Source organism: Haemophilus parainfluenzae (genome assembly GCF_003252725.1).
Classification (GTDB): domain Bacteria; phylum Pseudomonadota; class Gammaproteobacteria; order Enterobacterales; family Pasteurellaceae; genus Haemophilus_D; species Haemophilus_D parainfluenzae_L.
On record NZ_QEPO01000001.1, the window covers coordinates 328,834 to 341,485 of the forward strand.

9 protein-coding genes are annotated in these 12,652 nt (G+C 35.8%); 2 read left to right on the top strand and 7 right to left on the bottom strand.

The window, feature by feature from the left end; genetic code table 11:
• Position 1 precedes the first annotated feature (1 nt).
• Both tssA and tssM read left to right on the top strand, forming a co-directional pair.
• Entirely contained in the window at positions 2-1,456 is a 1,455-nt protein-coding gene (tssA, locus tag DPV85_RS01700) for a type VI secretion system protein TssA (protein ID WP_111326919.1), read from the top strand.
• Positions 1,453-5,139: a type VI secretion system membrane subunit TssM gene (gene tssM, locus DPV85_RS01705; protein ID WP_111326659.1), complete on the top strand. Its 3,687-nt coding sequence runs from the start codon at positions 1,453-1,455 to the stop codon at positions 5,137-5,139. Before tssA ends, tssM begins: the two co-directional genes overlap by 4 nt.
• Before the next feature lie 95 nt (positions 5,140-5,234).
• On the opposite strand, the gene DPV85_RS01710 is transcribed toward tssM, so the two are convergent.
• The 7 genes from DPV85_RS01710 to DPV85_RS01740 all read right to left on the bottom strand — a co-directional run bounded on the left by DPV85_RS01710 (position 5,235) and on the right by DPV85_RS01740 (position 12,651).
• A complete protein-coding gene (locus DPV85_RS01710; RefSeq protein ID WP_005696601.1) occupies positions 5,235-5,750 on the bottom strand; it encodes an Hcp family type VI secretion system effector in 516 nt (171 codons plus the stop codon).
• A 256-nt stretch (positions 5,751-6,006) separates the two neighbouring features.
• Positions 6,007-7,035: a hypothetical protein gene (locus tag DPV85_RS01715; protein ID WP_111326661.1), complete on the bottom strand. Its 1,029-nt coding sequence runs from the start codon at positions 7,033-7,035 to the stop codon at positions 6,007-6,009.
• A 151-nt stretch (positions 7,036-7,186) separates the two neighbouring features.
• A complete protein-coding gene (locus DPV85_RS01720) occupies positions 7,187-8,155 on the bottom strand; it encodes an HMG-box domain-containing protein (protein ID WP_111326663.1) in 969 nt (322 codons plus the stop codon).
• A 99-nt stretch (positions 8,156-8,254) separates the two neighbouring features.
• Entirely contained in the window at positions 8,255-9,268 is a 1,014-nt protein-coding gene (locus DPV85_RS01725; protein ID WP_111326665.1) for a hypothetical protein, read from the bottom strand.
• A 95-nt stretch (positions 9,269-9,363) separates the two neighbouring features.
• Positions 9,364-10,392: a hypothetical protein gene (locus DPV85_RS01730; protein WP_111326667.1), complete on the bottom strand. Its 1,029-nt coding sequence runs from the start codon at positions 10,390-10,392 to the stop codon at positions 9,364-9,366.
• Between the two features lie 152 nt (positions 10,393-10,544).
• Complete coding sequence (locus tag DPV85_RS01735; RefSeq protein WP_111326669.1) at positions 10,545-11,516, bottom strand: hypothetical protein; 972 nt, start codon at positions 11,514-11,516, stop codon at positions 10,545-10,547.
• A gap of 103 nt (positions 11,517-11,619) precedes the next feature.
• Complete coding sequence (locus DPV85_RS01740; protein WP_111326671.1) at positions 11,620-12,651, bottom strand: hypothetical protein; 1,032 nt, start codon at positions 12,649-12,651, stop codon at positions 11,620-11,622.
• Between the last annotated feature and the right edge of the window lies 1 nt (position 12,652).

Sequence of the window (12,652 nt, forward strand, 5' to 3'; positions counted from 1 at the left end):
AATGAAGTATCAGAGCATTTTAGATGATATTGCGGGAGAATATTTTCCCGTCGGTACACCTGATGAAGAGGGTATTGTTTTCTCTGCGCTTGATGAGCAAGTCATGAAGTTTGGTTCTTTGCAGCATGATACGATTGATTGGGAAGGGATTATTTCACATTCTCAGCAGTATTTATCTGAGTCTTGTAAAGACTATAAGGTTTTACAATATCTAGGTTATGCCTTACTTTATAAAGGATTTAAGTCTAATCTTGTTGACTTTCTATCATTGTTCTCTGAATTCAATAAGAAGTTTCTTTTTAATGCTTATCCTAAGCCTTCAACCGATAATACAATTAATCGTTTTAAAGGAAAGTTCATTACACTGATCTTTGAACGCCTTGAAAACGCAGCATCAAATAATACAGATGTAAGATTTACGGCAGTAGAAAATGAGCAGATAGACAAACTTATAGAGGTACTTTCGCTTCAATTAAATGAAAAACTTCCAGGTGTTGAGTCTACTTTAGCTCGATTACGACGTTTCGTAAAAGAGCGGTCAGATTTTGTTGAGAATTCTCAGACAAAAGAAGTGAATAAAGTCGTACCAGACCAAACGGCTACAGATGCACCAATTACTGCTAGCCAAGTTTCTGCTGAGAAAATTTCTTTAAATATTCCTGACGTAAATAAATTTGAACTGACAAATGCTCGTCAATTAAAACAATTTTACTTTCAAGTTGCAGATACCACTTGTGAATTACAGCCTTCATCAATATTGGGTTACGTAAGCCGTCGATTTGGGCTATGGCATAGTATTACCCAACTACCAGAGATGAATAGCCAAGGTATTACAGCCATGCAATCCGTTCCACTTGATAAAGTAAGTGATTATCGGGATCTAGTTGTTTCATCACCAAGTGTGGAGTTATTAAATCGTATTGAAAAAACGTTAACAACAAGCCCATATTGGATTGAAGGGAGCTACTTGTCTGCAAAATGTTGCCAAGCTTTAAAATTTAAAGAGGCGGCAGAAACGATTAGAAGTGTAACTGAACAATTTGTTAATAAGTTTCCTGCATTTCATTTAGCAAAATTCCAAAATGGTGAGCCTTTTTTGAGTGATATTGTTTCGGATTGGCTTTCCGATAATAATAGTGTGAATGTAAGCACTCAAGCTTCAGTACAAAACTCATTAGAGAGTGATCTTGATGAACTTTATTCGGCTGAAGGTTTTGTGTCTGTTCTGAAAAAAATTGATGAACAGTTAAAATCAGTGATTGATGTTAGAACAAAGCATTATTTACAATTTGAGAAAATACGTTTTTTCTTAAAAGAGGATATGTTATCGATTGCGCTTAATGAGCTGTCTGAACTGATTAATCACTGTAAAAAATACACAGTTGAAGAGTGGGATAGTACTTTTTTTACTCAAATAGAACAATTAAAAGATAAATTATTAAAGGATAATGAATGAATTATTTGAACCAATTATTAGGGATTTTTCGCCAGTTTACGCGTCCTATTTTTTCACATCTTAGAAATTCACTTCCTGTATTACTTACATTAGGTCTAATTCTTATTTTTGTCGGAATTTGGACTTATGGTACATCTTGGAGTTTCACAGGCCTTTCAAATGAAAAAGGTTGGGATTATGACTTAGCGAAACAAGTTGGAATGGGCAGCAGAATTATTGCCACCGTTGTTGTTTTGCTTACTTTAGCAATTATTGCTATTTTGAAACTTCAATTCAAGAACGCTCGCTTAAACAAAGAAAAAAATGATTTAGAGAAAGAGCAAGAGGAAAAAGACATTATTCTCCCTTATATCAAGGATCAAGATGACAGCCTTGAACTGATGTCTGAAGCACTTAAAAATCATTTATCTAATAAAGATTACATTTATCAGCTTCCATGGTATATGGTTCTCGGTTCTGATGAAGCTGGTAAAACAAGCTTTATTAATCGCTCGAACCAAAAATTTACTCTTACCGCAGTAGAGCGAACCTCTAAGCGTTATATGCGCGAGAATTCTTTATATCAAATTGACTGGTGGGCAAGTGATGATGCTATTTTGCTTGATCCTGAAGGTGGAATGATTCAGCAGTTAGGTACGGAACGTGATCCAGATGGCAAAATTGCAAAAGGACTATGGTTACATTTACTTGATTGGATTAATGATGTTCGTCCACAAAGACCAATTAATGGCATTATTTTAGTTGTTGATCTTCCAAAGTTAATTGCATCAAATCACAGTGATAGACAAGCATTAGCTGTTATATTACGCAACCGAATCCGTGAAGTAACTGAACAGTTTGGGGCGCGTATACCCGTTTATGTTGTTTTAAACAAGGCCGATCTTATTGAGGGTTTTGAAACATTCTATAATGATTTGAAACAAGCTGAACGTCATAAAAATTTAGGTTTTTCTTTCACATTAAATACAGATGAACAAATCGATAATTGGACAAAAGAGTTGGCTGATAGTTATAGTGCTTTTGTTAAAGAGATCGAGGAAATTGTTTTTGATAAATTAGCAGGAACAATTTCACAAGAAGAACGAGAGTCACTTTACATGTATGCTCGCCAATTAGGTGGTATGCAGAATATTCTGCTTCAATTTATTAGCGATGTATTAGAGAGCGATCGTTTCACAACTACACCTTATGTTCGTGGTGTGTATTTTTCTTCTATCTTCCAAGAAGGCATTCCAATGGATTTTTATCAAGCAGCTATTTCTAAGCAGTTTGATTTACCTCATGTTGTGCCAAGCTATTTGCCAGAGCGCTCTCAAAGAACCTATTTCACGTATAATTTCTTTCAAAATATTATTTATCCTGAAGCGGGTCTTGTTAGCGATAATGAAAAAGAAATTCGACGAAGTAAACGTAAGTTTATTCTAGGTGCTGTTGCGATGGCTGTGTGTGGTATTTGTGTTTTAGCGACATGGCAAAATTACTTCTATCAAAATAAAACAACATCAGTAAAAATTCTAAAATTGACAGAAGAATTCCGTCAGATGAATATTAGCCAATCCATGGATCCAACAGGACGTAATTTATTAAAACCATTGAACATATTACGTCAGGCAACATATGGTTATGGAGACTATGAAAAGGCCTTACCTATAATTAAAGATTTTGGGTTGTACCAAGGTAAAAAAGTAGGCGGAAAAGTAAGTGAAGCCTATAAAAAATTCCTTGGGGAGCGTTTTTTACCTGAAATTGCGATGGGATTGATTGAGCAAATGGACGCTTTACCTGAAGATAGCAATGAAGGACTTGAGCTATTGCGTGTTTATCGAATGATTGACGATATGGCAAATAGAAAGGTTAAAATTCCTGAGCAGTGGATGACGAAATATCTGCAAAAAAATTATCCTAAGAATCCAGATATTCAGCGTCAGCTTATGGCTCATTTTAGTTATGCAATGGAACATGTAGATCCCGATCTCAGCATGTTTGATAAGAAAATTGCAGATAAACAGCAGGAATACAGCAAATTACCACTGGCGGACCGTGTTTATCAAAACTTTAAAATTCTGGCAAATACAGAACTGCAGCCAGCCACTGATTTGAAAGCTGAAATTGGGCAAACTTTTACCACTATATTTAAAACTGATTTTACAACTGAAGATCCTAAAACGTTCTTTAGAGATAAAAATATTAGTTGGTATGGCACATTAATTAGTCCACTATTTACTGATTGGGCATATAAAGATTTTTATGATCCTAAGGCTCAGGATTTGCTGCAACTTGCTGCGATAGATGCTTGGGTGCTAGGTAAACAGCAAACGACGAATTATTCAAAAGAAGAGCTTGCCAATTTATCTGAAGAGATTCGAGAGCGTTACATCGCGGACTACATTCAGACATGGCAAGATGCACTAAATAATTTAGAGATTATTCATTTTGTTGATTTGCGTCATGCAGTAGACGTATTAGATGCTTTAACTGGTAATGAAAAACCATTACAAAAAATGATTAATTTAATTGATAAGAACAGTGATATTTATCCAAGTCTATCGGGAATTAATGCTGAAAATCGTAATGAAAATACAAATGTAGCTACAGCAAATCAAATGGCCTCATTGCAAATTGCACAACATTTTGCTCCTTTGGTTAATGAGGTAAAAGCCGCATCAGATGCTGGACAGCCGCATATGGATACGGTAATGAAAAAATTGTCTGAGTTAAAATTCTATATGCAGACGATTCAGAAATCACCGGAGCCATCTCAAACTGCATTGAAAGCCATTATGGCAGAGCTTAATTTAGAACGAACAAATCCAACTGTTGATTTAAAACGTTTAGCGAATGAAATGGCAGAGCCTCTTTCAACTCAATTAAATAAAGTTGCGGATGAGGCTTGGACACTAGAACTAAAAACGGCATTAAGTGAGATCAATGCACTATGGAATCGTAATGTATATGGTTTCTATAAGAGCAGAATCGCAAATCGCTACCCATTAAATCGTAAGGCAAGCGAAAATATCTCATTGGATGATTTCCGTGAGTTCTTTGGGCCAAACGGACGAGTGCAGCGTTTTTATAATGATTATTTAAAATTCTTCTTAGAAGACAATGCGGAACTTTCTGTCGTGAACGGTGAAAGCGTGATTTCATCATCATTTTTAGCCGCACTTCAGGATTTACAAAATATTCAACGAAATTATTTTGATGCTTCAGGTAATGTGAATATTTCTTTCAGCTTAAAACCGTTGGGGCTTTCTGGTAAGTTCACGGCATCAACATTTAATATTGATGGGCAGTTGCTGAAGTATAGCCATGAGGTGCCATCTGCAAGTCGTTTAATTTGGCCAAATACGACACGACAAGATGTAGAAACAAGCTTAACGCTCGTAACATCAACTGGGGACACATCAACTCTTCGTCGAACAGGTGAATGGTCATTATTCCGAGTACTAGATCAGGCGGCGAAGAAGGTAAATGGACAATCTGTAGATCTCTCATTTAAATTAAATGGTGGGGCGATCAATTATAGATTAACGGTAGAAAATGGCACAAATCCGTTCTTTGGTGGCGTATTAAGCAACTTTAGATTGCCATCAAAATTACTTGATACGGAAAAAGAAGGTAAAAGCTCTTTAGAACCAATGGAAATTTATGAAGAAGAAGTGAAGTTTCCAGAAAATAATTAATTTAAGTAAAAGGGAAATATAATATTTCCCTTTTTTTATAGAAAATAAAAAAGCTAAATAGATTTCTATTTAGCTTTTTCATCAAGTAGATAAAATTAAACTTGTGGTCTACGCCAGTCATCAGAACCTGATGTGCCAGCAATAGTGTGATCCCAGTTAATTTTACGGTAACTCATACTTACTTCTAATAATTGAGTATATGGTGCGTTGCTTGGATCTTGAGCATTTGGCATCACTAAGTTCATATCAACAATTACTGCGTCTTCTAATACTGTTGAGAAGAACTCTTCTTGGCGACCATCGATAGAGGTACGGAACCAAGTTACTTGAACTTTTGGTAACATTTCACCAGAAGCTAATGCGTTATACATTAAAGGTACTGCTTTGTTTAAAGAGCAAGTAAATTTGAATGCTTTGTGAACGCGTTGACCAGATGGTTGACCTGATTGTGGATCAGTTGGAACAGTCACGATATGGCTAATCGCTTGTGCCATGATCTCATCTTCATGACCTTCAACATAAACATTACCGACAGAATCTTCGGTAAATGCACCTGCTGTAATTTTTCCTTGATTACTACCTTCAATGGAAATAAATGCTGGTGTAGGCATAAAATTCTCCTAATGACTTTAAAGATGAATATATTTATTGTCTTTACAGACAAGTGTAACTATATCAAATTATAAACGATTTAACATTAAATTTTAGATGAAATAAGTAAATTTTTTAAATGGTTAGAGTATTTAAATCCCATGATATTTAAGGGGTTAAATAAACTCTACTTTAAAGTAAGGTTAATTGTTTACATGTTTTAAAAACATTTCAATTATCCACCGCACTTTTATTAATATTATAACTAAAACCTTGCTAATCACTTAAAGCTGGCGATTTTTCGATTTCTTCCCAGTCATCATTGACTTCGTTAATTAAGCCTTCTGAAGCCAGTTGTTCATTAAGCTCTTGCTGTTCTTTGACGGCTTTATCATAACGTTGCATTTGCTGTTTGTAAGACAGCGTATTCCAAAAAGCTTTTTGTTCCGCGATGGCTTGATTGATTTTCTTGCGACTGGAAATAGGAAAACGAATAAAACTGAAGCTGTTACAAAAAGCAATACCGGGACGAAGCCATGGCGTGCGATAAAATCTACCAATATGTTTTAAAAACTCAGGGTTTTCTTGAGTAAAGAATTCCCGCATAGCTTTAATTAGATGCATGTTATGCAGAGGATTCGGCAGGGGATAACAACCTAAAAGTTCAGCCTCGGTGTATTTCCCTTCCACTACAAGCCCCGTCATCAACAACGAAAAGTGTTTGCGGCTACCGAGCATATAAAAGCTAAAGCGGTTATATTTCATGCCCATCAATGGGTCACCTTTATCCGGCACTGGAATGACAAAAATTTTATGAAATGCCTGCATATAAATGACCCGCTCTTTACGGTTAAGACGAATTGAGCGGTGGCGGGGGTAGAAAAAGAGTATAAATACCAAAAAGATTGGAATTAGCTCAAAGTAAAATACATGTGTTCGCCAAAAATGATTTTCTATATATGGTTTTCTGTATTCTTTATAGCTTTCTATTTTTTCATCTGGAAAATTTTTAATAAATTCAGGAGTGCTTCTAATCTTTATATGTTCTTCATATAAAGGTTTAATTTTTATATCTGGATTAATAGCCCAAATATAATCATTTTTGATTCCTTCTAATATTCCCGATAGGGGCGCTTCTTTGTGTTGGTAATCTAAAAATGCAATTACAGAAAAAATGCCAATAATAAGAGTTCTAAAAAAACCACGTAAATAGCCATCAAAAGTTGAGTTTTTAATTTCTATTTCGTCTTTATTGACTTTGCGTATTGAAAAGCCAAGATCATGGTAAATTTGATTTCGATTCATCGTTTTCCTTATTATTTCTGAATCTGATTTTTTGCATTTAGTATACCTTACAGGGTGCTTTCTATTCTAATGTTCACAAAAAATAAAAGTGCGGTTGATTTTCTAAGCGTTTTAAAACGTTGAAAAATTTTACCGCACTTTTCTACTTATCTTATAGCGAGTGATTATCTAAGCCTTTGATGGTAAGTTCTTCATTAATGATTTTCTGTTCTTCAGCTATATCTTTAAACCATTTTTGTTTTTGATTATTCATTTTTTTATTCCATTCTGCGAGGGCTTGTTCAATAGCCGCATCAGCTTTACCTCGGTTAAACGGTACGGGAATGGCAAAAGCATTGCAAAATGGGATGGTGATAATATAGTGCCACACACTAAAACGGGGTTTAATGTGTTTTAAAAATTCAGGGTTATCTTCTGTGAGATAAGCCCGAATGGCGTTTAAAATATCAATGCTTTGCTTGGAAGTCACCGACGGATACACACCCAAATAATGACGAGAGGGAAGCATGTTCTTCTCTTCCCGAATGGCCATCACAAAAGAGTATAAACTTTCTCCTCCCAAAGGGTGCGGGCCATAACAGGAATAGACCACGCCACCCAGCGGATCACCTTCCTTCGGTACAAAGGCGACGCGATAAGTACCGTTTAAAATCGGTGCATAAATAATCCGTTTTTTACGGTTTACTCGGATTCCACGCGGGCGTGGCAGACAGAATAAAAATAGCAGGAATGCCATCCAAATTGGGTGGAAATAAGCTCTAACTCTTTCAGTAGTTCTTCTTTCGATGTAAGGAATTCTATATTCGTTATAAGGAAGCAGCTTATTATTAGGAAACATTTTTCTGAACTCTGGATCATTATGAGTTCTCTTACTTTCTTCGTATATAGGGTAAATTTTTTTATCAGGATTAAATGCCCAAACAAAATCTTCTTTTATTGCAGCGATTTCATAGGAAAAAGGCGGTTGTTTATATTTGGCATTTTGATACCAACTCATACAAAAAATACCGATAAATAAGAGCCGAATAAATCCACGAGTATAACCGTCAAAAAAAGAATTTCGGATTTCGATTTCATCTTCATTGATTTTTCGGATTGAAAAACGTAGTTGTTTACACATTTTTTCTTTTTTACTTCATGAATCTCAAATAAAAGTGCGGTTGATTATTTAAGCGTTTTAAAACGTTGAAAATTTTACCGCACTTTGTTTTAAATTGGTTTATTTTACTTCGTTATCTAATTCTTCCCGCAGATGACGTTCATTGATGAGTTTTTGTGTTGCGCGGCATTCGTTGAACCAGCCTTGTTTTTGGTTCGGGGTTTTCTTATTCCATTCGGCAAGCGCCAGGTCAATGGCTCGGTCGGCTTTTTTACGACTAAACGGCACACGCAGTGCAAAGGCATTACATAAAGCAATGTTAAATTTTAACCCGAAGTTTTTAAAATCTCTGCCTACATACTTTAAAAATTCCGGATTATCTTCCGTAAGATAGGCACGAATAGCGCGTAGGATTTGGGCGTTATGTTCCGAGCTTGGGCTTGGATATACGCCGAACAGGGCAGTGACGCGACGTTTGGAAAGGTAGTCGTCAATCCAAAGTTGCAATGAAAAACGTTCATGCCCACCAAACGCATACAAGCCGAAACGGCTGTAATTGATTCCGCCTAGCGGGTCACCTTGTTCCGGTACGAAAGCAATAGCATGGCTGCCGAAGATGGTTTGCCAATAAATCACCCGTTTTTTGCGATTGACACGAAAACCACGTGGGCGGGGAAGGAAAAAGGCAAAGACCACAAAGGGAATTAAAATGATATCAAGGATAAAATCTTTTAGTGGTGATTTGGGGGAAATTCCATATTTATATTCTGCATATGGAGTTATCTCCAATTTATTTTCTCTAAACTGATTAACTTCCTCCATTCTATCTTTGTAACTTAAATAATTTTCCATAGCTGGCTTGTCAGGATTGAAAGCCCATTCATAATCACTTTTTGCCTCGAGATATTGGCTATAAAATGGAATGCCAGATGAACCATGAAATACGTTAATGAGTGTCATGCCAATTAAAACAAAGCGAATAAACCCACGAGCATAACCATCAAAAATGGAGTCTCGAATTTCAATTTCATCGTTGCCACGTTTACGAATGGAGTAGGCAATATCTTTATGTTTATTAATAAAAAATTCACTTATTTTATCAATCAAATCTTTTTCTTTTTGTTGCTCTGGCATATTTTCTTTATTCATCTCAAATAAAAGTGCGGTTGATTATTTAAGCGTTTTAAAACATTGAAAAATTTTACCGCACTTTTCAATCAACCTGTTTATTAATCTTGCAAAGCTGGCGATTTTTCGGTTTCCTCCCAGTCATCGTTGACTTCGTTAATTAAACCTTCTGAGGCGAGTTGTTCATTAAGTTCTTGTTGTTCTTTGACTGCTTTATCATAACGTTGCATTTGTTGTTTATAAGAAAGCGTATTCCAAAAAGCTTTTTGTTCCGCGATGGCTTGATTGATTTTCTTCCGACTGGAAACAGGAAAACGAATAAAACTGAAGCTGTTACAAAAAGCAATACCGGGACGAAGCCATGGCGTGCGATAAAATCTACCAATATGTTTTAAAAACTCAGGGTTTTCTTGAGTAAAGAATTCTCGCATGGCTTTAATCAGGTGCATGTTATGAAGAGGATTCGGTAGAGGATAACAACCTAAAAGTTCAGCTTCAGTGTATTTCCCTTCCACTACAAGCCCCGTCATCAACAACGAAAAGTGTTTACGGCTACCGAACATATAAAAACTAAAGCGGTTATATTTCATGCCCATCAATGGGTCACCTTTATCCGGCACAGGAATGACAAAAATTTTATGAAATGCCTGCATATAAATGACCCGCTCTTTACGGTTAAGTCGAATGGAGCGGTGGCGTGGGTAGAAAAAGAGTAAGAAAATAAAGAGAAATAAAATAGAGTGAAGAATAAACCATATTTTAGATTTTAATATATCAGTGCTATATTCTGACTTATACTCTTCATAAGAAAGAATCTTTTCATCGGGGAACATCTTTATAAATTCGCTATCTTTCCTAGTGATAATATGTCTATCATGCATAGGTTTAATTACTTCATCAGAATAGAATCCAAAACTTAGTTCATTTTTTATAGCACTATATATTCCAGATAAGGGGAATTCGTTGTGTTGATAATCTAAAAATGCAATCACTGCAAAGATACCAATAATAAGCATTCTAAAAAAACCTCTCAAATAGCCATCAAAAGCTGAGTTTTTAATTTCGATTTCATCTTCATTGACTTTACGTATTGAAAACCCAAGATCATGGTAAATTTGATTTCGATTCATCGTTTTCCTTATTATTTCTGAATCTGATTTTTTGCATTTAGTATACCTTACGGGATGCTTTCTATTCTAATTTTCACAAAAAATAAAAGTGCGGTTGATTTTCTAAGCGTTTTAAAACGTTGAAAGATTTTACCGCACTTTTCTAACTTATCTTATGGCGAGTGATTATCTAAGCCTTTGATGGTAAGCTCTTCATTAATGATTTTTTGTTCTTCAGCTATTATATCCTTAAACCATTTTTGTTTTTGATTATTCGTTTTTTTATTCCATTCTGCGAGGGCTTGTTCAATAGCCGCATCAGCTTTACCTCGGTTAAACGGCACGGGAAGGGCAAAAGCGTTGCAAAACGGGATAGTGGCGATGTAATGCCATACGCTAAAACGGCGCTTGATGTGTTTTAAAAATTCAGGGTTATCTTCTGTGAGATAAGCGCGAATGGCGTTTAAAATATCAATGCTTTGCTTGGAAGTCACCGACGGATACACGCCCAAATAATGACGAGAGGGAAGCATGTTCTTCTCTTCCCGAATGGCCATCACAAAAGAGTATAAACTTTCCCCGCCGAAAGGGTGTGGGCCATAACAGGAATAGACTACGCCACCCAGCGGGTCACCTTCCTTCGGCACAAAGGCGACGCGATAGGTGCCGTTTAAAATTGGTGCATAAATAATCCGTTTTTTACGGTTTACTCGGATTCCACGCGGGCGCGGCAGACAGAATAAAAATAGCAGGAATGCCATCCAAATTGGGTGGAAGAAAAATCGAATTCTGTTCCATTTATCCCGCTCTATGTAAGGTTTTCTAAATTCTTCATATGATTTAATCTTTGCATTTGGAAAGTCTCTAATAAATTCAGGATCTGATCTTATTTTTATATGTTCCTCATATAATTCAGTAATTCCTTTATCAGGAAAAAAAACTGCATCAAAATCTTCCTTTATTGCAGCAATTTCATAGGAAAAAGGCGGTTGTTTATATTTGGCATTTTGATACCAACTCATGCAAAAAATACCGATAAATAAGAGCCGAATAAATCCTCGAGTATAACCGTCAAAAAAAGAATTGCGGATTTCGATTTCGTCTTCATTGATTTTTCGGATTGAAAAACGTAGTTGTTTACACATTTTTTCTTTTTTACTTCATGAATCTCAAATAAAAGTGCAGTTGATTTTTTAAGCGTTTTAAAACATTGAAAATTTTTACCGCACTTTTCAATCAACCTGTTTATTAATCTTGCAAAGCTGGCGATTTTTCGGTTTCCTCCCAGTCATTGTTAACTTCGTTAATTAAACCTTCTGAAGCCAGTTGTTCATTAAGTTCTTGTTGTTCTTTGACTGCTTTATCATAACGTTGCATTTGTTGTTTGTAAGAAAGAGAATTCCAAAACGCTTTGTGTTCTGCAATAGCTCGGTCGATTTTCTTCCGGCTGGAAATCGGAAAACGAATAAAACTGAAGCTGTTACAAAAAGCAATAGCAGGACGAAGCCATGGGGTGCGATAAAACCTACCGATATGTTTTAAAAACTCAGGATTTTCTTGAGTAAAAAACTCTCGCATGGCTTTAATCAGGTGCATGTTATGCAGAGGATTCGGCAGGGGATAACAACCTAAAAGTTCAGCCTCGGTGTATTTCCCTTCCACTACAAGCCCCGTCATCAACAACGAAAAGTGTTTGCGGCTACCGAACATATAAAAGCTAAAGCGGTTATATTTCATGCCCATTAACGGATCGTCTTTATCCGGTACCGGCATTACAAAGATTTTATGAAATGCCTGCATATAAATGACCCTCTCTTTACGGTTAAGTCGAATTGATCGGTGGCGGGGATAGAAAAAGAGTACAAATACCAAAAAGATTGGAATTAGCTCAAAGTAAAAAACGTGTGTGCGCCAAAAATGATTTTCTAAAAATGGTTTACGATATTCCTCATAAGACATGGGAGGATATTTACTAGGGTTTTTAATAAAATAATTAGGATCATTTTCTCTTAACACTCGATATTTGTACAGTGGAATTAATATTGTATCGGGTGATCTTGCCCAGTAAAAATCCTCTTTTACAGAATTATATATTCCAGATAAAGGAGGCTCTTTGTGTTGATAATCTAAAAATGCAATTACAGAGAAAATACCAATAATTAGAGTTCTGAAGAAACCACGTAAATAGCCATCAAAAGTTGAGTTTTTGATTTCGATTTCATCTTCATTGACTTTACGTATTGAAAATCCTAGGTCTTGGTAGATTTTTTTTAACAGCATA

Coding starts and splice junctions, on each gene's coding strand:
- tssA (WP_111326919.1), top strand. CDS start 2: ATGAAGTATCAGAGCATTTTAGATGATATTGCGGGAGAATATTTTCCC.
- tssM (WP_111326659.1), top strand. CDS start 1,453: ATGAATTATTTGAACCAATTATTAGGGATTTTTCGCCAGTTTACGCGT.
- DPV85_RS01710 (WP_005696601.1), bottom strand. CDS start 5,750: ATGCCTACACCAGCATTTATTTCCATTGAAGGTAGTAATCAAGGAAAA.
- DPV85_RS01715 (WP_111326661.1), bottom strand. CDS start 7,035: ATGAATCGAAATCAAATTTACCATGATCTTGGCTTTTCAATACGCAAA.
- DPV85_RS01720 (WP_111326663.1), bottom strand. CDS start 8,155: ATGTGTAAACAACTACGTTTTTCAATCCGAAAAATCAATGAAGATGAA.
- DPV85_RS01725 (WP_111326665.1), bottom strand. CDS start 9,268: ATGCCAGAGCAACAAAAAGAAAAAGATTTGATTGATAAAATAAGTGAA.
- DPV85_RS01730 (WP_111326667.1), bottom strand. CDS start 10,392: ATGAATCGAAATCAAATTTACCATGATCTTGGGTTTTCAATACGTAAA.
- DPV85_RS01735 (WP_111326669.1), bottom strand. CDS start 11,516: ATGTGTAAACAACTACGTTTTTCAATCCGAAAAATCAATGAAGACGAA.
- DPV85_RS01740 (WP_111326671.1), bottom strand. CDS start 12,651: ATGCTGTTAAAAAAAATCTACCAAGACCTAGGATTTTCAATACGTAAA.